The 25,494-nt window shown below is 49.2% G+C and carries 22 protein-coding genes; 6 read left to right on the top strand and 16 right to left on the bottom strand.

What is annotated here, in order from left to right; translation table 11 throughout:
- Positions 1–18: 18 nt before the first annotated feature.
- The 12 genes from AAC022_RS00680 to AAC022_RS00735 all read right to left on the bottom strand — a co-directional run bounded on the left by AAC022_RS00680 (position 19) and on the right by AAC022_RS00735 (position 16,244).
- Entirely contained in the window at positions 19–339 is a 321-nt protein-coding gene (locus AAC022_RS00680; protein WP_339726988.1) for a hypothetical protein, read from the bottom strand.
- 174 nt (positions 340–513) lie between these two features.
- Positions 514–1,512 (bottom strand): DUF1559 domain-containing protein, encoded by a 999-nt coding sequence (locus tag AAC022_RS00685; RefSeq protein ID WP_339726990.1) that lies wholly within the window; start codon positions 1,510–1,512, stop codon positions 514–516.
- A gap of 515 nt (positions 1,513–2,027) precedes the next feature.
- The gene (locus tag AAC022_RS00690) at positions 2,028–3,026 is read right to left on the bottom strand and encodes a DUF1559 domain-containing protein (RefSeq protein WP_339726992.1); all 999 of its coding nucleotides are present in this window, start codon (positions 3,024–3,026) and stop codon (positions 2,028–2,030) included.
- A gap of 180 nt (positions 3,027–3,206) precedes the next feature.
- Entirely contained in the window at positions 3,207–4,781 is a 1,575-nt protein-coding gene (locus AAC022_RS00695) for a CRTAC1 family protein (protein WP_339726994.1), read from the bottom strand.
- 155 nt (positions 4,782–4,936) lie between these two features.
- A complete protein-coding gene (locus AAC022_RS00700; protein ID WP_339726996.1) occupies positions 4,937–6,247 on the bottom strand; it encodes a tetratricopeptide repeat protein in 1,311 nt (436 codons plus the stop codon).
- Between the two features lie 236 nt (positions 6,248–6,483).
- Positions 6,484–8,538, bottom strand: a complete 2,055-nt coding sequence (locus AAC022_RS00705; protein WP_339726998.1) for a hypothetical protein — start codon at positions 8,536–8,538, stop codon at positions 6,484–6,486.
- Positions 8,535–9,284 carry an RNA polymerase sigma factor gene (locus tag AAC022_RS00710; RefSeq protein ID WP_339727000.1) on the bottom strand — a complete coding sequence of 250 codons (750 nt, stop codon included), beginning with the start codon at positions 9,282–9,284 and terminating at the stop codon, positions 8,535–8,537. Before AAC022_RS00710 ends, AAC022_RS00705 begins: the two co-directional genes overlap by 4 nt.
- Before the next feature lie 133 nt (positions 9,285–9,417).
- A complete protein-coding gene (locus tag AAC022_RS00715; protein ID WP_339727002.1) occupies positions 9,418–9,852 on the bottom strand; it encodes a hypothetical protein in 435 nt (144 codons plus the stop codon).
- Between the two features lie 375 nt (positions 9,853–10,227).
- Positions 10,228–10,782, bottom strand: coding sequence for a hypothetical protein (locus AAC022_RS00720; protein WP_339727004.1), 555 nt, complete (start codon positions 10,780–10,782; stop codon positions 10,228–10,230).
- Positions 10,783–10,849: 67 nt separating this feature from the next.
- Positions 10,850–14,086 (bottom strand): efflux RND transporter permease subunit, encoded by a 3,237-nt coding sequence (locus AAC022_RS00725; protein ID WP_339727005.1) that lies wholly within the window; start codon positions 14,084–14,086, stop codon positions 10,850–10,852.
- Between the two features lie 74 nt (positions 14,087–14,160).
- Entirely contained in the window at positions 14,161–15,651 is a 1,491-nt protein-coding gene (locus AAC022_RS00730) for an efflux RND transporter periplasmic adaptor subunit (protein ID WP_339727008.1), read from the bottom strand.
- 146 nt (positions 15,652–15,797) lie between these two features.
- The gene (locus AAC022_RS00735) at positions 15,798–16,244 is read right to left on the bottom strand and encodes a hypothetical protein (RefSeq protein ID WP_339727010.1); all 447 of its coding nucleotides are present in this window, start codon (positions 16,242–16,244) and stop codon (positions 15,798–15,800) included.
- A 353-nt stretch (positions 16,245–16,597) separates the two neighbouring features.
- Here AAC022_RS00735 and AAC022_RS00740 point away from each other — a divergent pair, with 353 nt between their 5' ends.
- The 4 genes from AAC022_RS00740 (at position 16,598) to AAC022_RS00755 (ending at position 21,470) form a co-directional block, all read left to right on the top strand.
- Positions 16,598–17,566 (top strand): C-terminal binding protein, encoded by a 969-nt coding sequence (locus tag AAC022_RS00740; RefSeq protein WP_339727012.1) that lies wholly within the window; start codon positions 16,598–16,600, stop codon positions 17,564–17,566.
- A gap of 152 nt (positions 17,567–17,718) precedes the next feature.
- Positions 17,719–19,287 (top strand): hypothetical protein, encoded by a 1,569-nt coding sequence (locus AAC022_RS00745; protein WP_339727014.1) that lies wholly within the window; start codon positions 17,719–17,721, stop codon positions 19,285–19,287.
- A gap of 689 nt (positions 19,288–19,976) precedes the next feature.
- A complete protein-coding gene (locus AAC022_RS00750) occupies positions 19,977–20,930 on the top strand; it encodes a DUF1559 domain-containing protein (protein WP_339727016.1) in 954 nt (317 codons plus the stop codon).
- Between the two features lie 132 nt (positions 20,931–21,062).
- The gene (locus AAC022_RS00755) at positions 21,063–21,470 is read left to right on the top strand and encodes a hypothetical protein (RefSeq protein ID WP_339727017.1); all 408 of its coding nucleotides are present in this window, start codon (positions 21,063–21,065) and stop codon (positions 21,468–21,470) included.
- Between the two features lie 104 nt (positions 21,471–21,574).
- Here AAC022_RS00755 and AAC022_RS00760 read toward each other — a convergent pair whose 3' ends face one another.
- From AAC022_RS00760 to AAC022_RS00775, 4 genes are read right to left on the bottom strand one after another with little or no spacing between them, the layout of a single operon-like run.
- Entirely contained in the window at positions 21,575–22,216 is a 642-nt protein-coding gene (locus tag AAC022_RS00760; RefSeq protein ID WP_339727018.1) for a lysophospholipid acyltransferase family protein, read from the bottom strand.
- A gap of 3 nt (positions 22,217–22,219) precedes the next feature.
- Positions 22,220–23,152 (bottom strand): phosphatidate cytidylyltransferase, encoded by a 933-nt coding sequence (locus tag AAC022_RS00765; RefSeq protein ID WP_339727019.1) that lies wholly within the window; start codon positions 23,150–23,152, stop codon positions 22,220–22,222.
- Between the two features lie 17 nt (positions 23,153–23,169).
- Entirely contained in the window at positions 23,170–23,301 is a 132-nt protein-coding gene (locus AAC022_RS00770; protein WP_339727021.1) for a hypothetical protein, read from the bottom strand.
- Between the two features lies 1 nt (position 23,302).
- Positions 23,303–23,707, bottom strand: a complete 405-nt coding sequence (locus AAC022_RS00775) for a hypothetical protein (RefSeq protein WP_339727022.1) — start codon at positions 23,705–23,707, stop codon at positions 23,303–23,305.
- Between the two features lie 272 nt (positions 23,708–23,979).
- Here AAC022_RS00775 and AAC022_RS00780 point away from each other — a divergent pair, with 272 nt between their 5' ends.
- Positions 23,980–24,618: a hypothetical protein gene (locus AAC022_RS00780; RefSeq protein WP_339727024.1), complete on the top strand. Its 639-nt coding sequence runs from the start codon at positions 23,980–23,982 to the stop codon at positions 24,616–24,618.
- Positions 24,619–24,844: 226 nt separating this feature from the next.
- On the top strand, positions 24,845–25,489 hold the full coding sequence (locus tag AAC022_RS00785; protein ID WP_339727025.1) for a hypothetical protein: 645 nt from the start codon (positions 24,845–24,847) through the stop codon (positions 25,487–25,489).
- Positions 25,490–25,494 lie beyond the last annotated feature (5 nt).

The following is a 25,494-nucleotide window of genomic DNA, read 5'->3' on the forward strand; positions in this document are numbered from 1 at the left end:
TCAATGTCGTCGCTGAGTTTAAAGCTGATCAGCCATTTGTTTTGCAATTTTTTTGGTCGCTGCTGGTGTTGAGGCAGCTTCCAGCTTCTCCAGATCGGTAAGCAGTTTTTCGGCTTTCGCTGCATCCGATTGCTTCAACCCATCCAACGTTTCACGAAATCCCATCGCAGCACTCCCCATTTCACCTGTTTGTGCTATCGACTCCAAGGCTGATTTCATGTCGGCGGTTGAAGTGATATTGTTTGTTTCAGCAACTGGATCACCGTCGCCACTACCAGCGCCACCACAGCCTACGCAAGTCAGTACAAACAGTAATAAAATTGTCGGAATTGCTTTCATGTTTCTGGTCCTTTGTCGATCGAAAATTAGTTGAGTTATAAGATATAAGTTTACTCAGGCTACGTTTCACTGTGAACAGTCTGTGGAACCCGCAGAAATAGGAATTAAAAAAGAGCGACACTCATCATCACGAGAATCGCTCTTTTAAAAACTTAAACACTCAAAGAGTTTGTCTTACCACTCGCCAACCACTTCTTCACCGGAGGTCGACCCGAGATGCTGCCAGAGATTGGTGTCGATGTTATCGCTGGCAAATCTGACAGCGCCATCGCCCATCAAGACATGAGCCCCGCCCGTATGCCGACTACGTGCGGACCAAACTCCCGCAGAATCGTACCAGCCACAACCACCACAAGGATGGGCATCTGGGTTAGGTGAGTTAGGTACATTCAAGGTGTTGAACACGGTTTGACCACCAATGCCATTCATCCATTCCCGGTTTACATGACTGTGAGTATTGGTCGTCCCGGTCAGAGCTTGCACACCATAAGCGTCAAGCTGGGCCTTGGTCGCGTAGGAATTAGGCATCCCACCTGGAAACGCCTGAGAACGAACCAGGTCTGTTTTCACGTTGAACTTGCTACCATTATTGTCACCGACGGTTCTTTCAGAAGCCGCAATGGTATTCGATGAACCATCCAGCACATCTCTAAGACGTGTTGGTTTGCTGAAATTAAACATCCCGACTTGATCCCCCTGGCCGACACGCCACCACAAGGATGGGCCCGCGCTGACAACATAATTGTTACCGGGATTTCCGTCTGAGTACTTTAAATCAGAGGGACACAAAAATGCGGGGATAATCGTGTTATCAACCGTATTATTGGGTGCCATATCATAGCGGACATTGAAGTCGATCTGGTTGTAGATATTGGCTTGATCCATATAAGGCAGAAGCAGGGCATGGGCACTCATCCCACGCCAGGTACAAGCACCTGCGCAGGAACCGTGCTGCGTGGGCACATTGGCGATCGGAAACATTCCATGTGCGTCATGGTAATTATGCATCGCCAGGCCGAACTGCTTTAGATTGTTCTTACAGGTGGAACGGCGGGCCGCTTCACGAGCCTGTTGTACTGCGGGCAACAGTAACGCAATCAGAATCGCGATGATGGCAATCACCACCAGCAATTCAATCAGCGTAAACCCTCGTCGAACTAGTCGCTTCATCATACTCTCCCATAAAATTAGTAAAAAAATAATAAATTAGTCCGTATGGACGCCTTAACCAATCCTCGGATCAGTATCAGCATTTACTTAATAAAATATAGTACTGGTACCATATTAGATAAAAAGACGTACTTATAGCAACTTATGTTTCCCTTTAATTTTACGTTGAGATGCACACAGAATTAGTTAACAATACATACAATTGATTTTGACGCAATTCACATCCACGCCAGTACATATCACCTAAACCCCAGTACCCTGCCCATGCTACAAATAGCTAACAAATTCAAAATCTAAGACTTGAAATACCGATCTCAATATCTCTGTCCACTTGCACAGTTAACTTTAAAAAGCAAGATCACGGAGAAACGTGAAATGGAACAAGCAGATAAAAAACGGTTCTGTCCGATCGCTTAATTTTGAGTCGTTGATAATCGTTCCAGAGAATAAAAAAAGAGCGAGACTCATGTGACTGAGAATCGCTCTTATGAAAAACGAAATGTTTTAAACAGACTGGCTCACCATTCGCCAACCGTCTCCTCACCAGCGGCTGAACCGAGAGACTGCCACACAGTGAAATCAATATTATCGCTGGCAAAACGGACAGCTCCATCGCCCATCAAAACATGAACCCCGCCCGTATGCCGACTGCGGGCAGTCCAAACTCCGGCCGAATCATACCAACCACAGCCAGAACAGGGATGGCAATCCGGATTGGGTGAGTTCGGCACGTTCAATGTGTTGAAAATAGTTTGGCCACCAATGCCATTCATCCATTCTCGATTCACATGACTGTGAGTGTTAGTGGTTCCCGACAGACATTGCGTCCCATAGGCATCCAGATTTGCTCTGGAAACAAAACTCCGTTCTGAAAATGGAAGAGCCTGGGCGCGAACGAGGTCTGTTTTTACATTGAATTTACTACCGTTGTTATCGCCGACAGTACTTTCACTGGCCGCGATCGTGTTTGATGTTCCATCCAGCACATCGCTCACGCGAACGGGCTTGCGGTCATTAAACATCCCGACTTGATCGCCAAAGCCAACTTTCCAATACATTGAGGGTCCGGCACTCACAACATAATTATTGCCGGGATCCCCGCCGGGATATTTTAAATCGGAAGGACACAAAAATGCGGGGATTTTTGTGTTATCAAGTGTATTATTTGGTGCCATATCATAGCGTACATTCCAGTCGATCTGATTGTAGAGACCGGCCTGATCCATATAAGGCAGAAGTAATGCATGGGCACTCATACCACGCCACGACCAACTTCCCAAGGTACCTGAATCATGTACGGAGGGCGTGTTAGAAATCGGAAACATACGATGCGCATCATGGTAGTTGTGCATCGCCAGCCCCAACTGCTTGAGATTATTTTTACAGGTAGAACGGCGGGCTGCTTCACGGGCCTGTTGAACGGCGGGAAGTAACAACGCAATCAGAATTGCAATGATGGCTATCACCACCAGCAATTCGATTAACGTAAAACCACGATGTCGAATGAGACGCTTCATTGAACTCTCCCCTCAATAATAAAATGACTAGACCATAGATGATTTGTATTCCCAAACTAGTATTCCCACCTACAGCTTAAAAAATAACACCTAGCACATCATAACTAAAAGCATCTTTCGCTCAATATTTTTCTCTTATTTCAAACGAATTCCCTTAAATTCCCCTTAGGAGAGTAGATATCACTCAATAAACGTCAGCCGTTGATTGGGAGGTATTTTTGTTTCAGTCTGCGTCTTTCCGGATGGCCAGTGGACCGTGATCCCCTGAATCTTTCCGCCCGGTGGTAGACCACAATGCACTACGTAACTACCCTGTGATAAATAACTTCCGCCACCGGTGACAAATCGGGAGCGATCCCCTTTACTCGTATGAAATGTCACCCTGGCGCCGATTGCGTCTCGATTCGATTCTGTACCAACCAACCGAATTTTGAACGACTGTGATTGAGGTTGCGTTTGATTCTCAAGAATCGCAGCCCGTTCATTGCAGTTGGCGAAGACGAGATCTAAATCCCCGTCATTATCAAGATCATCAGTGACGACCCCGCGTCCATAATGTAACTGTCCCAGATAATTGGTTTTGTCAAAATTCAACCGCTGAAATTGACCTGCCTGATTTTCTAGTAAGAGAGGCAATTGCCGAACGGTCGTATGTCGGGGCGCATGAATCACATGCCCGTTCGTCACAACAATGTCTTCGTCTCCGTCAGAATCAAAATCGCCAAACTGCGTCCCAAATCCCACAAAGAGATTCCCGATAGCGCTCACGCCCGTCTCACGGCTGGCATAAAGAAACTGCCCTTTCCCGATATTTTTATAAAGCGCAAATGCCTCTGATTCATAGTTGGCGACCCACAGATCCGGCAGGCCATCCAAATTAAAATCGCTGAGATCCACTCCCATACTTCCGTTTGCAACCGCCTGGTCATCAACGGCGACTCCCCGTGCCAGCCCCGCTTCCAGCAGGTTCCCTTTCCCATCATTGAGGTAGAGCACATTATTGGTCGTATCATTGGCCACATAGATATCAAGATCGAGATCGCCGTCAACATCTCCCAGAATCACGCCCAGACCTTTACCCTTTTCAACCAGCCCCGCCTCGCGTGAGGCATCTCGAAACGTTCCATCTCCGTTGCTAAAAAACACACGGTCATCCAAACCCGTAAATTGTCGGGGAGGGCAAACATCTCTCTTTCCAGAGGGATCACCACATACTGGATCATTCTCGAAAGACCAGTCCACATAGTGTGCCAGATACAGATCCAGCGCTCCATCGCCATTTAAATCTCCCCATCCCGCGGAGGTGCTCCAGCTGGGATCAATCAATCCCGACACTTGCGCCACTTCTTCGAACGTACCATCTCCCTGATTATGCCAGCAAAGAATCCCCCCGTAACCTGTGATGACAAGATCCGGAAATCCGTCGTTGTCATAATCGGCGACAGAACAGCCATGCGAATAATAGGGGCTTGGTGATATTCCGGAATTTAGACTCTGGTTCTCATACTGGCCTGCTGAGACCTGACTGAACAGCGCCGAGGGAAGTCCGGCAAGTTGCTTCCCACCGGTAAACGAACCGCCTCCCGGAAATAACAGATCGACGTACCCGTTAAGGTCATAGTCCCAAACGGCGACACCTCCTCCGATTGACTCCAGAATCGCATAGGTCTCAGCCTGTTGATCATTGTGGTATTCAAACTCAATTCCAAGGGAATCGGTGATGTCAAGAAACTTGATGTGAGAAGTCGTTGGCACGGCGGTTTCCGCACTTTTCCCCTCGACAGGTGGACTGACCGGCGGCTGGGAATGACAGCCCCATAAAACCACGAGCAACATGCTGTACACAGAAAATCGTTGAATGAGAACACCTCTCGTCGAAATCTCGGTTGAGTCAAATCATACTGAATGATTTACTGCGTTGCCCGGGAACGTTGTTTTGCATAATAATCATCCAAGGCTTGTTTGGCCTGCTGATGCTGGGGGTTATAATAGAGTGCATTTTTCAGCCAGACGACTCCCTGATTTTCCGAAATATGTTCCAGGAAAATCTGTCCGATCTCAGCACGCAGGTCGGCGTTATCCAGGTCTTTTTGAAGCAGGTCGAAACACTCATCCAGACGCTTGATGGCCTGCTGTGTTTTCTGAACGATTTGAATTTGCTGTTCTGCTTTCTCAAGCATTCCTGATCCTCGGTACGCATCGGCTAAGGCGAGCCGGGCCTTGCGATCTTTGGGATTCAGCTTAATCGCTTCTTCTAAATCAGAGACCGCTTGTTTGTAATTACCTGACGACAGTTCCAATTGTCCCAATTCCAGCAGGATTGCATTCCTGGCCACATAAGCGGGATCTCCGACAGTGCGAAAATCCTTCAGCCGCTGCTGTTCCGGAACTTGCTGCGCTTGCTTCAACACTTCTCTGGCGGCGTCTGCATCCTGCTTCATCCTCAAACAGCGCGCGATGCCTACTAAAGCGGCTGCATGTTCCTTTTGATTTTTTGTGCATTGTTGATAGTTTTCCAGTGCTGCATCAACCTGATTATGTGATAACTTCACACGCGCCAGATTATAGGCAGAGGGAATATGCTCTGGAGAAATTTTCAACGCCGCGTTGAATTCATTCGCTGCATTCTCCCAGTCGCCCTGATGCTCGAGAATACGGCCATGGTAGTAATGCGGGAGAGGGTCATTGGGAAAGTCCGCTTGCCAGACTTCGATCATTCTGATCGCATCATGAAAACGGTAATTCAAAATGCAACTGTTCACGAATGTCTCACAGATGTCCTGCGCATGCCCTCTCGGGTCGATCAACATATCGGCCAGATGCTGTTCCAGGTTGGTGAGATCTCCCACTTGCGCTTCCACAAGCCACTGTTCGCGATGTAACTCTTCTGAGGGACCGGCGCGCTTAAATAACATCTTCAGATATTTAACGGCAGGTTCCACGTCGTGAGCACGACGATGGGCACGCGCCAGGATTAACAGAGTTTCCGTATTCTGAGAGTCTGCCTGATAAGCTTTGGAAATCCAACTCAATGCCGCTTCGGCATCGCGCGACTGCAGATTTCGTTCTGCCTGCCACTGACAGAACGTGATCCAGACTGATTTCCCAAAGATCAAACCAGCAAGAACAATCACCACACACAGGCCTCCCACGATGATTCTGGAGGAGCGCCGCCTGGTTTTCTGATCGCTGCTACGAGACTCTGTTACTTGTGATGTCATGAACACCCACAATTTACCGGATTTGATCTGATATCGCCTGAATCTCTTACGCTGTAGAGGGTTCACTGCGAGCATTAATTTTACGCAATACCACCCATTTGAGTCATAAAAACACCTACCCATTGCGTAACCCGATTATTATAACACGCCTCACAGGCTTGTGTCTAACATGCTTCGTACTCAGAAGATAAATAACGAGACTTCGTTATCAAAAACAAGACCGAGTCAGATCCAGGTCACCGTTGACGGCGGTTTGTGTTGCCCGAGGGTCGGCCTGTATTACCGGTTGCCCGCCTGAGTTTCTGCCTGACGCTGTTGACGGCGGCCAGTGTGGGCTTGCTGGGATCATACTCAGCAAAGCGCTGACGCGTGAGCTGTCTCAAGAAATGAATTGAACATTGTCGGACGAAGAGAGGCTGCTTCGCTCCCAGCCCCAATGAAAGTTCTCTGAGAAGCTGCTGGGTTCCGGGTACCTTCCGTTGTGCCATTTGAAACCAGGTTTGGAGAGGTACGGTGGGCGTCGTCGTATTCTCGATCACTTTTACCCGGTTCCAGACTGCACGCGTTGTCGGATTGTCTTTCGCCGCCAGTAACCATTCAATGGCGGCGGTCCGTTGTATTTCTGATGGTGACGAGGTAGCGCGTGGCACGGCGACCGTGGGATCGAGTGTGAAACCGAGATTCGTACTGGCAAGCACTACCAGCCCCGATTGACCTGCAGGCACCGTCATCAGGGAAGCCAGTAAATTTTCGCTCTGATTCATGCGTTCAATCAATGATGGTTTCAACTTCAAGACTCCTGACGGTGTTGAGCGCCAGTTTTGTTTGCCCGTCAGCTTCAAAGGCAGACTGACAGACTGATCTTTGATCAGAAGCATTTGATCTACTTTTAATGAAACCTGCTGCTCTGATAATGGAACAGTGACAAGAACTTCCCCTGCAAAGGCCATCAATTCTCTTCTGTTATCCCCCTGCTGCAAAAAACCGATCGCTGTATCATCCTGTTTCACTTCAACCAGCCACTCCTGCCGTTGCTGCTGCAGCCGCAGAACATCACCTGCCTGAAGATGCGTAAAGGCGACTTTGCCTGCGTCTAATTGCAAATCGAGAATAGTCTGCCGCCGTGTGTTGTCGGATGGCTGTTTCGCTTTCGACAGGATGACCTGAATGGAAAGTTGGATTTCGGAATTGGCGTCCATCACCAGTTCCTGTCCTGTATCAAGTGTTCCCTGCAACCAACTGAAGGGCAAGGTGCGCAGTTCCAGATACATCGTCTGGTCGGTTTTCAGTGTGGTGCCATCCGCCAGGATACCTTTCCAGGGAGAACTGCGATCCGTTTTCAAACCGATAATCCCCGCCAGTTTCGTCCAGTTAACCGATAGTTTGATCGGTGTCGCCGGGGCATCCTGTGGTTTCTGTGCGACCAGCGGTTTTGCGTTGAGTCCATTCTCTCTGTCGGGAGTCCGGGGAATCATTTCAGGCGAATCTGGTGGTCTGTGAACCTCTGGTTTCGGCTTAGGGACTGCTGCCAGTTCGGGAGCCAGTTCAACATCGAAAGGCTGGTTCGGCTTTAAGTCGGGAGTTGGAACCAGAGGAGATGGCGTTTTAGTGATCGAGGTCCTGGCAGGCTGATGAACGAACACAAAATAAGTTGGCAGGATGACAATCACGACCACAGCGACTGCGACAGAGAACCAGAGTGCCCCGTTTCGCTTCTTCTGCGAGAGGCGGCGTTGAGGACGAGTTTTGACGGACGACGGTTCTGGTTCGCTTGATGCTGTTTCTGCCGATTCCAAAACGGTTTGCTGCTGGTCTTCAATCGGAGCCAGGTAGTCTGCTTCAGTGCATACCGTATCGGCTAATTCAGTCTGCCCAGTGTTAGTCTGCTCAGAGAGAATATCACGCATCCGCTGCGATGATTGCGAAGCATGCTGTGCGTATTCATCGGGAATACGAATTGAACTCACATCGAAATGTGCTACCTGATAGGCGGCGATGACTTCGCGAAGTAATTCCGCCTGTTCCCAGCACTCCGATTCGAATGCATCCCGTTGATCAGAACTCATATCGTCTTCTACGAATGCAGCGACGGATTCTGCGTCAACGCCTGAGTGCTGCAAAACCTGAATGGATTTAACAGGCTCCTGGTATAACTGGGAAAGCGTTTTCCAGTGCTGTAACAAAAGCGAATCCGAGGCTAACTGCTCGCGCACCGACAAACCTTCTGCGTCGGAAAGATGACCTTCCCGCAGTTTGATTAATGTCAGAAGTTGCGATTGATTCGGGTTCATGTTTGTTTGCTACTGGCTTTCATTAGTTTTTTCAATCGTTTTTGGGCACGGTGCAATTTCGGGCCGACGGCATTTTCTGTAATGCCTAGGGTGTGTCCAATTTCGGCATAACTCAATTTCTGATCAAAGTACATCACCAGTGCCTGTCGGTCCGTTTGCTTTAACTGAGTCATACAAGCCTGAAGTTGAACGCGCTCTTCCGCAGGTAAGTCGATGGTTCCTTGAGAAAACGGGTCGGGAACGGTGGCAATATCGAACTGGCTATCGTTGGGACGAATTTTCTCATTATCCCGCTGTTGTCGTCGCAGCACGTTTAAGGTGGTCCGCCGTACAATCACCGCCAGCCAGGTCGACAGTTTACTGCGTCCCTGAAACTGACGCAGTCCCTGCATCTCGTTCTGAAACAAAGCCGCCATCACTTCCGCTGCGCAATCTTCTACCAGATCGGGCCGAGGAGACAGGCCGCACTCTCGACAGGTAGAAAGAATACGGCTGACGATTAATCGTTCGTATCGTTCAACAAATTCATTCCAGCTCTGCGAATCGCGTTTGAGTAACAACAAAATAAATGGTCGCTCTTCGTGATCCTTTGCCCCGGGATGATTTCCCGAAGCAGTCTTTGTTTCCGGCTGAGCCTCTATTGATTGCTGATTTTCTCTGCCTGGCTGTTGACGTTCCTTCGACGAGCGCCTAGTCGGCACATCGCTGGGTGGATCATCGATCGCGGGAAAATCAGTGGATGTCATTGAGATGACTTATTCAAATGTTTTAAAACGTTCTCAATTTGCGAACAGGCCTCAAACTTAGAATAAAGCCGTCAACCGCATAAAATATCTTATGTGGTTGACGGACTCGATACAAGAAGTTGTTTTTCGTGAATTATCCTCCAAATGCACTGCGAATCGCGTTTTTCTCGCGTTGCAAGGTCGATCTCAATTTTGAAATCGCGTCCTTACAAACCATATTCACGCGGCGTGCCAGTTGCGGTTCTCCCAGATTGACCAGTTGATCAATACACGCATCGCAAATCCGATTGACTCGCTGGGCACATTTTTCTGTACGTTCGGTAGCGGACTCTACACATTCCGCGGCGACACGATGAGCGGCTCGTTCCCGACCGTCGGCCAATAATCGGCGAATTTTCTGGAGACACTCCTGTGTCTCATCAGCGGCTGCATTCTGGCAGCGTTCCACGGTCCCGTTCACGGCGCCAACACAACGGGCCGCCAGATCCTCGGGCGAGGTCTGTGCAGATGCGGTGCTTGTTACCATCAGTAGACCCAGTGTCGCGCAGAAAGCCAATAAATATTTCATCAGATTATTCTCCCTCAGGTTCAATTTGTCTGCCCCGGTCTTAAAACCGGCAAGCAGATCGATGTTTAGTACGATCAGAATTGATCTAAAAGTTTAAGATCAGAATTGACCTATAAAATTGACAGATTCACTTCGGTAAAGGAACAGGCCTGATTGTTTCTACCGTCTGATCTATTGGTGTCACGATTCGGGAGATCCGTGCAGATAAACCGAAAGTTTTTTTGAAATATCTGAAAACAACGTTTTTTCGCTGCTTTGTTGAGAATTCTTCCCCAGCGGATAACGCCGACAGCATCTGCACAAACATGAACAAAAAACGCCGTCCCTCATAATGGAACGGCGTTTCTCTGAAATCATGTTGAACTTAACTGAGAATCAGTCAGTATGCTTTTCGTCATGTCCGTGATCATGGTCATGATCGTGGGCATCAATTTCACCCGTGAATGATTTGCCATCGATCTCCAGCACAAGCCGGGCTGAGGTATCACCTTCATGAAGCAATTCGCCCAGTGCTTTGTCTTCCGTTACGAATCGCGAAGACTGCCCTTCAGGATCGCTCTTCTCGGGAGACGCCGCCAGAGTGAACTGCTGTCCTTTGCCATCATGTTTGATATTGATCAACACCGATTTTGCTTTGATGGGGACTGCTGCTTTCGCGGCACCATCCAGAATATAGATCGTAATTGCGCCGCTTTTCTCATTATGTACCAGTTCACCGTGATAGGCCTCTTTACCCAATTCAATCAACGAACCATGGTGCGGTCCCTCGCTGGGATGATCGTGCCCGTGATCGTCCATTGTCACATCTTCAGGTGCCGCTTCATCAAATGTTTTCGTTCCCTGGTCTGCGTCGTTTTTACATCCGGCTAACGTAAAAGTCACGATACAGAAAGACAATGCGAGAAAACTTGTCAAATTACGTTTCATCATACAACTCCTTTTTGGAAATTTTTGGTTTTGCTCTGCTTAACTAAAAACAGTACACACTCAAATGGTTTTATTCATGCCCTGAAGCAACGGTTACAGGAACTTCGTCCCGTTCTTCAATCAGTTCAATCTCAACTCCGGATTGCGCCACAATTCTGGCGCCTGCTTTTCGGCCGAAACTCCAGAACAGCGCCGGTCGGACGAAGAACTCCAAAATCGTACTACTTAATAACCCGCCAATAATCACCGTCGCCACCGGATAAAGAATTTCTTTTCCGGCTTCTCCCTGCGACATCGCGAGCGGAACCAGACCGATGCCTGACGTGAGTGCCGTCATCAAGACTGGTGCCAGACGTTCCTGCCCTGCTCTGACAATCATTTCACGGGTCCAGCCCTCTCCTTCATATTTTACCAGATGCAGATAATGATTTAGCAGCAGGATCCCATTCCGGGACGCGATTCCGCCCAGTGAGATAAAGCCGACCATCGCCGCGATTGTCAAAGTTTGCCCGGTCACGACAAGTGCAATCACCGAGCCAATAAAAGCCATCGGCAGTGCCGCCATCACCTGCAAAGAGAAGTTCGCTGAATGAAACATGGTAAACAGAACCAGGAAGACGCCCAGCATCGAGACCAGAAACAAAGCAGAGATCATGCGGGAAGCAGACTGCTGATTTTCGAATTGTCCGCTGTATTCCACAAAATAACCGGCGGGTAACGCTTCAATAATCGGCTTCTGTTTTTCCTGAATGTCCTTAACGACGTCTACGAGCCCACGCCCCGAGACATTACACTGCACAATGATCCGTTTCTGGACTTTCTCGCGATTGATCGTATTCGGTCCGGATGAAGCACTGATATCTGCGACCGAGGAGAGAGGCGTTGTCCCCCCATTGGGCAATTCGATCGAGAGTCGTTTTAACGCCTGGAGGTCTTCACGATATTTCTCATCCATGCGAATCAACAAATCAAACGTGCGTTGTCCTTGCAGTACCTGCGAGACAACCAGACCGTTCATCGCGGTTTCGATATATTCATTTACATACGCCGGTGTTAAGCCATACAGACGCAGTTTGTCTCGATTGAGTTTGATCTGCAGTTGAGGGATTTCAACCTGCGGTTCGACCAGAACATCGGTGACTCCAGATACGCTTTTCATTACCCCTTCCATTTTTTTAGCCGTGTTTCGCAGCACGGTTAAATCTTCGCCATAAATTTTGATCCCCACCTGGGCCTTCACTCCGGAAACCATATGCGAGATCAAATGCGCCAGCGGTTGTTCAACTGAGATCACAATTCCCGGAATGTCTTCCATCGATGACCGAATGTCATCCAGCACCGCTTCTCGACTGCGACCGGATTCCGGATCAAAGGTGATAATGAATTCAGAGATATTCACGCCCTCAGCATGTTCGTCGAGTTCGGCGCGGCCCGTTCTTCTGGAAAATGCCGAGACCCCTTCAATTTTCTTCAGCCGATCCATTACGGTTTCAGAGATTTCATTTGATTTTTTCAGCGAGGTCCCCGGCGGCAGGACCACGTTCAGCTGTGCCACCCCTTCATTAAAGGGGGGCAGAAAATCGCGTTCCAGTTGCATTAGAAGCAGAAACGCAATAAATACGCCTGCGACGCCTGCCATTAACATTGGCTTGGAAAGCCGAATACTGAAACTGATGACATAACCGGCAATCCATTTCAAGAATCGCAGCAGCGGTCCATCCTGATGGGCCTTGTGCGTTGAAGTATCATCAGGACTGACAGGCGAACCAAATTTCTTTCCGAGCAGCCAATAGCAAAGCACGGGGGTTAACGTCAGTGAAACCAGCAGCGAAGACAGAATCGAAACAATGTAGGCCACTCCCAGCGGTGCAAACAGCCGACCTTCCATACCTGACAGTGCAAACAACGGCATAAAGACCAAGACCACGATGACCGTACCAAACACAATCGAATTACGGATTTCACAACTCGCCTGAAAAACAATCAGTAGAATTGGTTTGGGATCTTTCTGGTATCGATTTTCCTGCAAACGACGAAAAATGTTTTCCACATCGACGATGGCATCATCGACGAGTTCGCCAATCGCCACTGCCAAGCCGCCCAGCGTCATCGTATTAATTGAGAGTCCAAAGATGGCAAAAATGATCGCGGTAACGGCGATCGAAAGCGGAATCGCCGTTAACGTAATGAAGGTCGTACGGAAATTCATCAGGAACAGAAACAGAATAATCACGACCAGAAACCCGCCATCGACCAAAGCGTCAATCACATTTTCTATCGAGCGATCAATGAATGATTTCTGAGAGTAGAGTTCGGGTTGAATGCGGATATCCGCAGGTAACGAAGGCTTCAATTCTTTTAATGCCTGCAGTACATCCTGGGCGACGCGACGCGTATCGGCATCGGGTTGCTTATTAACGGTCAGCACCACGGCGGAACCACCGGCAAAGGTTCCATCTTCCTGTTTCACGAACGCAGAACTGTCGCCCCGCTTGACCTGCGCTCCTTCGACAACTTTGGCTACCTGCGAGAGTACAATGGGGCGTCCTTTTTTCGTGGTGATCACCACTTTTTCCAAATCTTCCAGAGTTTGAATACGCCCCAACGCACGAACCAGAAATTCATTCGGGCCCTGTTCATCCAGATAACCGCCGGTCGCATTCTCATTACTCTCTTCACAGGCCTGCCTGACATCGTGTAGCGTGATTCCATATTTCACGAGTGCTTCCGGATTGACGAGCACCTGAAACTGTTTTCGTCCGCCTCCCATCGTAAAGACCTGAGAGACGCCGGGAATCGTTAACAGTCGTTGGCGGACCACCCAGTCTGCCAGCGTGCGGACTTCGAGAGGCGAGGTTTTGTCGTCTTCGCTCCACATGCCCAGCATCATGATCTGCCCCATGATGGAAGAGATCGGTGCTAACTGCGGCTTGACGCCGTCTGGCAGTCGTTCGGTGACCAGCTGCAGTCGTTCATTGACCACCTGCCGATCATTGTAAATATCGGTTCCCCACTCGAATTCCACGTAGATGATTGAGATCCCCACGCCAGACGAACTGCGCACGGCTTGCACGCCGGTCGCGCCGTTTAAGGTGGTCTCCAGCGGAAAGGTAATCAACGATTCCACTTCTTCGGGAGCCATGCCGGGTGCTTCCGTCATGACAACGACACGCGGGCGATTCAAGTTCGGGAACACATCAATTCCCATACTAAACGCCTGCCAGGTTCCGAAGCCGATCAGAAACAGGGAGAACGCCAGCGTTAAGTGTCGCTGTTTAAGAGAAAAACGAATGATGGCATTCAACATTTTGCTGATCCAGACCTGGGACAGATTTTAATAAGGACGCGATGGTTTTCTAAACGGTTTTCATTTCCAGAACGCTAATGCGAGTGTCCTGCGTGCGGATCAACACCACCGCCGGCCTTATTTTTCAATGCCATCTGTAACTGATGTGCCCCAGCGAGCGCAATCTTGTCACCCGGGAAAACCGAGCCATCATTTTGAATTACCGCCCACAGCTGATCCTGATACAGAATATGCACCGGACGTCGATCAAAATGGGCGCCGTTTTCCTGAAACACAAAATGTTCGGCTCCTTCACTGGCGATGGCTTCCACAGGAAGTACGATTTGTTTCTCCCAGATCTCAACGGGAACTCGCAGTTGCATTCTTTGTCCCGGCTTGAATTTCCAGGTAATAAAACGGTTTCCGTTTTGTCGAACGGCGTCATACTGAACCTGATTGGGTAGATTCACAAAAACAGAAAACGTTCTAGAATCGGTTTCAATCTGATTGTCCAGATAATCAATTTTGAGATGGTTGAGTAACTTCTTCTCTTTATTATTGACTTCCTGAATTGCCTGAACGGGCCATTGTTTTTCCATGCAGCGTGTGAGTTCATCGGCTTCCTGCTCGAAAGCCTGGCCTTTGAGATACAGATCACTGTAGTCCGCTAAGACACACAGTGTGTCTCCCGCCTGTACGAAATCGCCTTTACTGACCTTCATCGACTGAACGATAAACAGCGACTGCGGCGGTAGCGTTTTGGGGTCCAGAGAGGAATCATCTGTGGCAGAGATGCGTCGTATTTTGATGTTCGGCAATTGCACTTCACCCGATTGTCCATTGAGTCGCGGCACATAAATCTGATGTTCTTTGATGAGACGGCGCGTTTTATCGATTTGATCTACTTGCGCACTACTGAATCCATGCAATAACAGTGCCTCCCGCTGTGCTTTTAAGACCGCTTCGAGTATTTCTTTCGCGTATTCACGCTCCAGCAATACCTTGCCGGCAATGACTCCTCGATTCGTAATATCCTGAATCCGGGCAATCTCTTTCCTTTCGACATCAAGCTGACCCAGTGTTTTCAGATAAGCAGCCTGAGCCTGTACGAGGTCTTCGTGTGTGAGGCGAATCTTGAATAGCTCACGGCCCGGATTGACTGCTTCTCCAGCAGTCACATTCACATTCGTCACAATTCCGGTCATCGGTGCGACGATGGTAATTCTGGTTTTCCCCGGACGTTCTACCACGATCGCCGGAATCGTAATCGTGCGCGTGAATGATTTTAGTTTCACCGGAATCAGTTTATCTGAGGTCAGTCCCACATTTTTTCGTGCCTGGGGAGACAATTCCAATGAGCTGGCTTCATCATGTCCAGCATGGTCATGCTGTTCCTCGTCGGCATGCGTGTCTGCCGTTCCCTTGCTCTCGGCCTGCTTGCCTTCGGTCCCCTTGTTTTGTGTCCAGCCCTGGACCACAGGCAGCCATTGTTCCTGGAGACTCCAGGCCAGCAACCCAGCCGAAATCAGGATGACCAGAGATAAAATCCATTTTCCGTTTTGTTTCAACATTAAATTATCCATCATGGGCCTCTATTCAGGCAGCACATGTGCTTATTAAAAGTGCGCAATGGGAATCGTGAATGAGCGATTTTCTGGATCAGAATTGATGCGTTTTCAAGCGCAGTCTCATCCCAAAGCGAAATCGTAGGACGATCAGAGAGCGGAGTTGCCTATAGCAACCAGACAGTGGTTTGCGCCTGCGCGCGCACTCCGGGCGCTGCAATCGATGACAGCGAGGCGCGTTGGAACATGTGCTCCACGTACTGTTTTTCCTGTGAAGAATGCAGTAGATCCCCGGCAGACAGCAAGCTGACGAACTGGGACGTTTCTTCAAGAACTTTCACCGACGCAGATACGAGATACGAACAGCGGCCTTCCTGACAAGGATCCGGTTCGGGACTGGCTGGCAGTTCTTCGGTGGCTGGTTCCGCATGCTGGTGATGGGCATGCTCATGATCGTGATGCGCGTGTTCTGCCTGATGTTTACACAGAGACACTGTCTGACAGGAATTGGTCTGTCCTGCGTGACAATCGTGCGCATGATGCCAGCCACAGCCCAGTAATGTGTGGGACAGCATCGAAAGCAGCATCAGAATGGCAACCAGCGACTGGTACATAAAAACCCTTGCAAAACATGAAAACTCTAGCGGAATCATGTCACTAAATAGCGAATCTGTCAAGATATCTCTTTTTCATGCAAAACCGGGACCACAAAACACGATCTATTGAATATCGTTCGCAAGTTGTTCATATCTCTTATTTTAGAGAGAATATTCGCAAACGGCATAAAACCACAGCCAGATAGGTGCTGTTGCAATTTTGAATGCACTGTCATCAACCTGACTCTATGGATTCGGTAATCAAGGCTCCTGGAAATTTTCAAGCGGGATAGACTTGTAAACCCGTGCAAAAACCACGATCCTGAGAGAATCAAGCGTAGCAATATTTTCACAAGGAAAGGGAGTGATTTGTGTCCGCGAAATTTCGTGTTTTAATTACTGATCGTGCCTGGCCGGATTGCGAGGTGGAACGCAAAGAATTAGCGCTCGTAGATGCCGAAGTGATTGAAGCCCCCCCTGGCGCCGATGAACAGACGCTCGTTGAATGTGCAACGGGCGTTGATGCGATTGCCACATGCTGGGCTCGGGTAACCGAAGCCGTGATCGCTGCTGCTCCTGATTGTAAGACCGTCGCCCGGTTGGGAATTGGCCTCGATAATATTGACGTCAAATATGCAACGTCCCGAAAGATTCCCGTAACCAACGTCCCCGATTACTGCATCCCGGAAGTGGCCGACCATACGATGGCGTTGATGCTGGCCAGTCTGCGAAACGTTGCTTTTTTTCATCACCAGACGAAACAGGGGATCTACAATCTATCTGCGGCTCCTCTGCCTCGGAGAGTCAGTGCGTTGACGATGGGTGTGTTCGGCTTTGGTTTGACCGGACAGGCAGTGGCAGAGCGGGCACTTGCCTTTGGCATGGACGTGATTGCAACCAATTCTTCCGGCAATGATTATGGTACCGGAATAAAAATGGTGCCGTTTACGGAGTTACTTCAGCAAAGCGACGTGATTTCCATTCACGCCCCCCTCACAGAAGCGACGCAACATCAATTCGATCAAAGTGCATTTGAACAAATGAAGTCAACTGCTTTGATTATCAATACTTCCCGCGGCGGCCTGATTGATTTTGCCGCATTGAAGTCTGCCATTCAAAACCAGGACATCGCCGGAGCCGCTTTGGACGTGTTTGATCCGGAACCACCGGATTTATCGGACCCTTTTTTCAAAGACGAACGGGTCATTGCGACGCCTCATGCGGCCTTCATATCGCAGGAATCACTGGACGAACTTCGACAACAGGCGGCCCGACAGGTGGCAGATGTACTGGTAGGGAGGGAAACCACTAATGTGGTAAACCCGTCAGTATTTGAATAACTGATACCATCCGCAAATAGATGTAGAAAAATGGCATCACTGGATCAGCGAAACCCATTAAGACTGCGTTAAAATGAACTAGGCTAAAGATAAGTATTCACTATTTTCAGCTTAAATACAGTCTGAAAGGTTATAGATTCAGGTAAGAATGGATGGACCCCAATAGTCACTCTCCCCCACCTGAGATGAAAGAGCAGACTCTCGAAACGCCGTCGCCAACCAGCGACTCGCATTCGATGAGCCGGGAAGAGCGTACGCCCACACCTCCAGCACCTGAAACACCACCTGTCGCTGAAACACCGCCGGCAACTGAAGCTCGATTGGAAACTGAACCAGTAACTGAAACACCCGTTGCTGAGAATGTTTCGGATAACTCTTCAGCCGATCACCTTCACGTTGAAGAACTGCAATCAGAACTTCAGGAAAAAGAACTACTGGTGACAACCCTCACCCAACAACTGGAACAGGTTGTCGAAAGACTGGATCACGACCAGCATTCCCTTCATGATGCAGCCACTGAGCATCTGCGGTTGAAGGAACTGGAAACCGAGCTGCAGGAAAAAGAGCAGTTGGTTGCTACCCTCAAGGAACGTCTGAGCGAAGTTGCAGAACAACTGGAACAGAGTCAGCGCGCGAATGAAGAGCTCACTGCGGCTGAAAACCAACGCGTCAAAGAGCTGGAAGCGGAACTACAGGAAAAAGAACAGCTGGTGGTGATCCTGACAGAACGTCTGGAGCAGGTCGCGGAACAACTGGATCGCAGACATCGCACGGGCGCTGACCGTGGTATGACCATCTCGGGTGGTGGCATCCCTCAGGAGGTCATTGAAGAGCAGCAAAAGCTTTCGCAGGATCTGCAAACGGTACTCCAACAATGGCAAGGGATAGAGACAGAATCACCCCTGGCCCGAATTGAACTACAGATCTCGGAACTCAAACGTCTTGTGGAAGACGGTTTCGAGAAAGGACCTGTAGCTCCCAAGCCAGCCAGTCTGGTTGAATATCTGGCCTCACCCACTCTGGAAAATCCGGAAGAAGAACCAGTCAGTGCTGAGCAGGAACAGGAGCAAACCTCTGAGGAGCCAGATACCAATTCCCCCGCTGATGATTCATCAGGTAGCGGCTGGGAAGCCATGAAAGAAAAACTGCTTTCTGGTCAGGGAGTGAATGTCAACACAGACCTCGCAAAGAAACAGACAGCTCCGACTGCTCCACCGCAGGCACTACAGCCTGTTGTCGGAAATGAAGGTACAGAGCCAGCTGGTTCAAGCGGACGCACACTAGCCAGCTATAAGCCCCCCTTGCCGGAAGCACCTGCTGAAATCAATTCTGATCAGGCATCGCAATCCCAGCTGATCGAGGCTATTACAGAGCGAGATCAATATATCAGCCTGTTGATCAAGCGGGTCCGTGAAGCCGAAACGGCACTGATCCCCGTCAACTGGGAACAACTCAATAACGCTCCTGAAGAACTGCTGGAACAGTTACAGTCTCTGCATCATGATCTCGAGCACAACCTGGGATTAGCCGAAGTCGAAATTTCAATCGAACGGGCCAGACTTTCCCGTACGGAATCAATGCTTCAGGGGCGCGAAGAACAGATTCGCAAAAAAGAGAAGCAGCTGGGTCTGAATCTGGAACGCAGCGAAGCGGAAGAAGTGCCCGCCGAAAGCAAGTTGAACGACGATCAAAAAAAACACTGGCTCGGTTTTCTTAACTAAAGCAAATCGCAAGAGACGATCAAGGTTCGCTTCACCCCGCCTCAGAGCGACTGCTTGCCACGCCGATGCTTCTGACCTGCGACGCCGTTTTGTCGGCCCGGTTCTGCCAGTCAACTTGACGCAGCAGAATCGAACTCATTTCTCACAGTCCCCGACGTCACTCAGATGCGCATCGGTAAACTGGATTCTACGATAAACGTCTGCGCGTCTTGACGTCAGCCCCTCCATGAGAGATCTGAGTAAGAAATCTGAACGATCAGATTCCACGTCTCAATCTTGGCAGGACTGTGGGAAGAATTGATTGAAGGGTGCATCAGGCCGGGCAGAAAAGCCTTGGATTCAAGAACCGTCCAGAATCGTATCCAGATAATTTGGAAGGGTTCAGAATCGACCATGATCCCTCCAAATCCGCTTTTCGTCAGATAGCAATTGACTTTTTTGCGCATTTCACTGTAGACTGAATTAATACATTAGTTCATTAATATACTATTGTATTAATCGCATTCTATCACATCGATTCATAATCAAAGACTATTTTGAGTCAGAGAGTTACAACCATTCTCTTATTCTGATTCATCGGCGATCACATAAATACACATTGATACTTCTGGAAAATGATTCCTCATTTTCTAGCATATTTTTTCTGCTGATACTGACTTTTCTCATTCTTATTACAAAGGAACAGGGATATGCACTTGACGCATTTACAGAAACGTGGATTTACACTAATTGAATTGCTGGTGGTGATCGCCATCATCGCCATCCTGATTGCCCTGCTCTTACCGGCCGTCCAACAGGCACGAGAAGCAGCCCGACGTTCCACCTGCAAGAATAACCTGAAACAGATCGGGCTGGGTCTGCATAACTACAATGAAACACACACGGTGTTCCCTTTTTCGACAGTGTGCCGGGTGAATGCCGCCTCCACGGCTCCCTCTGCAACTTCCAACACGCGACAAGGCTGGTTCCACATGCTGCTGCCGTTCGTCGATCAGGCCCCCCTCTACAATACCATTACACCTCGTATTCAAGGGAACCAGTTCCCCGGTGGCTGGCCTGAAGCAACGATCGTCGTTCCCCTCTTCAGTTGCCCCTCTGACCCCAAAGCCGGCAAAATTGCCCAACAGGGTTTTCACGGCAACTACCTGCTCTGTTCCGGCTCAGCATCGCAGGGCGCGGCAGGCACTTATCCGAAGTTGAACGGGATGTTCTATAACCTTTCCAAAACACGCATTCGTGATGTGGTTGACGGAACGACAAACACCATTATGGGCAGCGAAATCAATATTGCCGAAGATTCGATTGCCGCACTGGGCCCGGGTAACGTAGTCTGTGGTGGTACACATGACTTGCGCGGGCGTTATCACAACAGCTATCACAACGGCGGCCTGACCTTTACCACTATTCGTCCGCCCAATACGCCCACCGGCGACCTGGCCCAATACTGTAACGGTACCGAAGACGCCCCCTGCCGCGCCTGTTCCAGTACCGAGAATGAAATTCATGCCCGCAGCCGCCATGTAGGGGGCGTGCATACTCTCTTGGCCGATGGTTCTGTGCGATTCGTCTCTTCAAATATCGATACGAACACTTTCCAGGCACTGGGAACCCGTGAAGGTAAAGAAACGATCGGTGAATACTAAACTCACTTCCCATTCGAGACTTGCCTGTGGTCAGAGCACTCGGGACCACAGGCAGTTTCTGTTTCACAACTAGAGTCTGCATCAAACAACGCAGCTTGAGGTGCGCTCGCCTCGCTGATCAAAGGAGAGAAAATGAGAGGTTATTCTTATCGATTACAATTGGCCTGTTATGCGGCTTCACTGCTGTTTATCACAGGCTGTGGCGGTGTCTCAGATGCCCCGTCCACAGTGAAAGTAGAAGGAACCGTTACCTTCGATGGGGAACCGCTGTCTAAAGGCAGCATCGTCTTCGACCCGGCCGACGGTAAAGGGGGCTCTTCTGCCGGAGGCATTGAAAATGGAACATTCACATTTGACAGCCAGCTCGGCCAGAAAAAAGTGCTGATCTCAGCCTCACGCGAAACGGGCGAAAAAGACCAGTACGACGAGCCGATCACGGAATCCTACATCCCCGCCAAATACAACTCGCAAACCACACTCACCGCCGACGTAAAAGCCGACGGCGAAAACAAATACACTTTTGAACTGAAATCGAAATAAGAACCAATAAAATAGAAACAGCCCCCGATTACTCAGGTAACGGGGCTGTTTTTGTATCGCGAGCAGTACATCACCGGTATGCTTGCCAGTTCATATCTGCCAGTTCAAATCTGCCGACAGGTGATGCAATACTTCTGGAGTTCGAGAAACGATTCCTTGATTCCATTCACTAGTTGCTCTGCTGTCTCTGCTTCGGGCAGTTCGTTTCCGATAATCACATCGCAGTTAAAGGGAACCAGCAACGCCTCGCCACGGGGCAATGCGCGGCCCAAGCCGTGCATCATCACCGGCGTCACCCGGGTATCGGTCCGGTCGTGTACGATATGATAGATGCCGCGTTTGATTTCACTCAGTTCTTCCGGGTTCCCGCGACTCCCTTCCGGAAACAGTATCAGGATATCTCCCTGATCCAGCGCCTGATGGCAGCCGGCAAACAGTTCCGCTTTGCGCTGTCGACCGGTTCGATTGATGGGAATGATGCCGATGCAGCTGAGGGCAAACCAGGCGAGAAACCGGTTCTTGAGGAAATAGTCCGCGGCGGCAACGGGCCGCACTTTGTGTATTTTAGACAGAGGATACAGGCTCATCAGCACCAGCGTATCGAGGTGGCTGTTATGGTTTGCCGCTAGCATGGCGGGGCCTGTTTGCGGCAGATTCTGTTTCCCTCGCAGGTTCAGACCCAGCACGATAATGACGATCGGCCTGACGATGAATGCAAAAAACAGGATTTTGAGCAGACGATCCATGTTCTAATAATTCACATAATAGAGGAAGTGAAAAAACAGAGGCGCGGTGAAAATCAAGCTGTCACAACGATCCAAAATTCCGCCATGACCGGGAATCAGACTCCCGCTGTCTTTGATTTCCAGATCACGTTTGAGGGACGAGATCACCACATCCCCGATGAACCCAGAGACGCTAATCAGCAAACCCGCCAGCAGGCTGAAGCGAAACGTGAGCGGCGTTAAATAAGGGCCCAGAAAACCGGAGACGAGGGCAATCGTCAACACGCCGCCTAAGAAGCCTTCCCAGGTTTTATTGGGACTGACTTTGGGGATTATTTTGTGTTTGCCCAGCAGCTTGCCCCAGATGTATTGGCACACGTCATTGAACTGCGTCATGAACAGCAAAAAGATCACCAACCCGATACTGCCCGCTTCCGGATTTTTTACCGGCAACATCAGCAAATACGCGATATGGCTGATGCAGAAAACGGTGAGCATCACTGCCCAGTGGATGATGCCCGCAGAATGAATAAAGCCTTTGGTTTCGCCGATCAGGACCATTCGCATCGGCAATAATAAAAAGACATACACGGGAATGAAGACGATAAACATGCCATACCAGCCGATGCTGACCAAATAATATTGAATCGGAATGGAAACATAGGCCCAGAATAAGACGCGCCGGTCTGCCTGACGAGTGGGTACGATGGAGAAAAATTCTTTCAACGCTAAAAAGCTGATGAAAGCAAATAGGATGATGGCTGTCGTATGACTGACGATCAGGCAGACAAACAGGATACCAATCATCCACCACCAGGATTGAATCCGCTGTCGCAGCTCGGTGTAATCTTTCTCCGGTTTGATGCGGGCCAGAATTAATCGGCAGGTGGTCGCGGTCAGTAGCAGTCCCAGTACAACCAGCATGGCATAAAACGAATGCGGCGGGATATCCCACATAATCAGGCTTCCAAATATCAATAGGCAGTGATGGTACGGCGATTGAAGACATCCACACCAGAAAAGATCATGTCAAATGTCATACAAGCAATACGATATTGCCTCGCCTTCCCCCCCTTAAACGAACGCCGATCACTAGGTTCATTCATATCAGGGATTTCCCTGCCGCTGGAATAGTTTCAATAATTTGCAGGCGATAAAAATGCAGAATGAAACGGCGACAATCAGCACGGGAACGATCGTGGCGAACACCCGCGGGGTTCCCATCAGCGTATGCACACTCACCAGGAAGAATCCGGTAACACAGTTGACCAGGATGGCAGGCAAGATCACTTTCGCGATGGGCTTCTGAAAATGATGAAACAGAAACGTGACGGCGTGTACCATAAACAGCGTAATCAGAAAACTGGCCATCCCCTGTGTGAGGGCCGCAACGCCCCCCGATTGCGGCGAACTGGCAGAATTAATGTGGTAGGCCCAGCCCCCCCACAGCAAAAACGCCAGAAATGCAGAGATCAAATTAAACAACCACGACGTGCGAATACTCTGTTCCATGGATTCCCGGTTGCTTGTCTGGTGTTTGTTATAATTAGATCGGCTGGTACGAGTGCCCTGTTACGCTCATCATACTGCAGTCATTCTTAAAAACTCTTCTCTATGCGGTATTTTAATTCAACATAATAAAAAAAGTAGGCTAGATCCCTCTTAGCCGATTTGATTTAAAATAAATAAACACTTTTTCTAGCGACTGTGGATCAATAAACGGATAATCAAGGCTGGTTGCCACATTTCCTAATGAAACACCCCTGAAAGGTGAACACGTAAAAATGGACGTGAAACCCAAATCTAGATGGAGAATTTCTAAATGGCTGGTCCTCATCCTGATCGGGTTTCTCTCGTTTCACGCATATCACCGGTACCTCTTCGAAAAACGAACGGCCTTGGTCAAGAGGCTGCGAGACGCAGGAGCCACCGTTCGCTATACCTGGTTTGTACCAGGCAGTATGCCTGATTTTCTTAGACCACATCTGCCCTTCATAGACCTCCCTGTAAAACCCAGAGTCTTTGATATCGATGCGAATAATATCAAACTCTCAGATGAGACATTACGTGATCTTGAACTGATGACGTATCTCAGTTTTGTAAATCTGGAAAACTGTAACGTGTCTGATGTCACATTAGATCGGCTGCAGGATCTCGAAAGCCTTAAGAAACTCAACTTGAAAGGGACGCATATTACCAATCAGGGTCTGCGTCATCTGGAAAACAAACCCTATCTTTTCTCGATCAATCTGGAACAGACTGAAGTCACGCCTGAAGCCGTCAATCGACTAAGAACCAAACTGAATCAGCTCAAAGTAAACCCCCCTTCCGACAAGCAGAGACATAAAAAACTGGTGATCGCCGTTTCAAATAAACAGACTCTCCAAAAGCAGACACATTCACCGCCAGGAAAATCAGATTGAAAATTGCGATCTGACTCGATGAAACCCTTGCGACTTCACCCGACAAAAAATACACTTTAGTTCACCACTTTTCCTTTGAGCATTTTCTGTTCTGGATAACAAACGGGGAACTCTTCTCGCGGATTCGGTAAGCTTCTTTTCCGGAACGTCATGAGTTTTTAGACAACTGAAACGAACCACATTTGAAACGAACCACATTGACTTTTTTCCTGAGAGAAGCCCAATCATGACTATTGTGATACGCATCCTGTTTGTCCTTGGACTGGCTGGCACCATTTTTGGAGCGCGCGAAACCCTGTTGGTATTTCGTGGTACGGCTGAACCCGAACAGGTCACGCTGGCTGCCCTGGGACAGAAAGATGGCACTGATAATGTGCATCTTACGATTACAGATTTCGAATTCGGAGAAGGTGTGGTCTTTGAAGAAAAGAAAAATGGAGAATGGAAGCAGATCTGGATTCCCCTCGTCTTAGAGGGTGAAAAGTGGACCGATCGGCCTGTCATCGCCCGTACTAATGAGATCTCAAGAGAAGCTGATCTGATCTCCCTGATACTTAAACCCGAGCTAACCGGAGTGGTGAGTAACTTTCTCGGTGGACTGGGCTCTGACCAGAAAAAACAGTTTAAGGCCATGTATCCCAACGCCGCTCTGGACGGCGCGATTGTCTTTGATCTTAACAAAAAATTCCCCTCACCGATTTATGCGATTTCAATTCTGGTGGTAGGAGTCGTGTGTTTAATCGGTGCCATTGGCCTGTTCTTCGGACTGTTCCAGCGAAAAGAAACGGCACCAGTTCATGCAGATCACTCTGCTGCCGGCTCCGCCTGGGCCGAACCGCCGGAAGATCCCGCTGACAGACAGGAGTCCTGAAAAGA

The organism is uncultured Gimesia sp., assembly GCF_963976445.1.
GTDB lineage: Bacteria > Planctomycetota > Planctomycetia > Planctomycetales > Planctomycetaceae > Gimesia.

Excerpts from the sequence above, each read along its gene's own strand:
- AAC022_RS00715 (WP_339727002.1), bottom strand. The coding sequence starts at position 9,852 with ATGAAATATTTATTGGCTTTCTGCGCGACACTGGGTCTACTGATGGTA.
- AAC022_RS00785 (WP_339727025.1), top strand. The coding sequence starts at position 24,845 with ATGACTATTGTGATACGCATCCTGTTTGTCCTTGGACTGGCTGGCACC.
- AAC022_RS00710 (WP_339727000.1), bottom strand. The coding sequence starts at position 9,284 with ATGACATCCACTGATTTTCCCGCGATCGATGATCCACCCAGCGATGTG.
- AAC022_RS00730 (WP_339727008.1), bottom strand. The coding sequence starts at position 15,651 with ATGATGGATAATTTAATGTTGAAACAAAACGGAAAATGGATTTTATCT.
- AAC022_RS00720 (WP_339727004.1), bottom strand. The coding sequence starts at position 10,782 with ATGATGAAACGTAATTTGACAAGTTTTCTCGCATTGTCTTTCTGTATC.
- AAC022_RS00735 (WP_339727010.1), bottom strand. The coding sequence starts at position 16,244 with ATGTACCAGTCGCTGGTTGCCATTCTGATGCTGCTTTCGATGCTGTCC.
- AAC022_RS00725 (WP_339727005.1), bottom strand. The coding sequence starts at position 14,086 with ATGTTGAATGCCATCATTCGTTTTTCTCTTAAACAGCGACACTTAACG.
- AAC022_RS00705 (WP_339726998.1), bottom strand. The coding sequence starts at position 8,538 with ATGAACCCGAATCAATCGCAACTTCTGACATTAATCAAACTGCGGGAA.
- AAC022_RS00765 (WP_339727019.1), bottom strand. The coding sequence starts at position 23,152 with ATGTGGGATATCCCGCCGCATTCGTTTTATGCCATGCTGGTTGTACTG.
- AAC022_RS00780 (WP_339727024.1), top strand. The coding sequence starts at position 23,980 with ATGGACGTGAAACCCAAATCTAGATGGAGAATTTCTAAATGGCTGGTC.
- AAC022_RS00775 (WP_339727022.1), bottom strand. The coding sequence starts at position 23,707 with ATGGAACAGAGTATTCGCACGTCGTGGTTGTTTAATTTGATCTCTGCA.
- AAC022_RS00680 (WP_339726988.1), bottom strand. The coding sequence starts at position 339 with ATGAAAGCAATTCCGACAATTTTATTACTGTTTGTACTGACTTGCGTA.
- AAC022_RS00745 (WP_339727014.1), top strand. The coding sequence starts at position 17,719 with ATGGACCCCAATAGTCACTCTCCCCCACCTGAGATGAAAGAGCAGACT.
- AAC022_RS00755 (WP_339727017.1), top strand. The coding sequence starts at position 21,063 with ATGAGAGGTTATTCTTATCGATTACAATTGGCCTGTTATGCGGCTTCA.
- AAC022_RS00700 (WP_339726996.1), bottom strand. The coding sequence starts at position 6,247 with ATGACATCACAAGTAACAGAGTCTCGTAGCAGCGATCAGAAAACCAGG.
- AAC022_RS00750 (WP_339727016.1), top strand. The coding sequence starts at position 19,977 with ATGCACTTGACGCATTTACAGAAACGTGGATTTACACTAATTGAATTG.
- AAC022_RS00770 (WP_339727021.1), bottom strand. The coding sequence starts at position 23,301 with ATGAATGAACCTAGTGATCGGCGTTCGTTTAAGGGGGGGAAGGCGAGG.
- AAC022_RS00690 (WP_339726992.1), bottom strand. The coding sequence starts at position 3,026 with ATGAAGCGTCTCATTCGACATCGTGGTTTTACGTTAATCGAATTGCTG.
- AAC022_RS00760 (WP_339727018.1), bottom strand. The coding sequence starts at position 22,216 with ATGGATCGTCTGCTCAAAATCCTGTTTTTTGCATTCATCGTCAGGCCG.
- AAC022_RS00685 (WP_339726990.1), bottom strand. The coding sequence starts at position 1,512 with ATGATGAAGCGACTAGTTCGACGAGGGTTTACGCTGATTGAATTGCTG.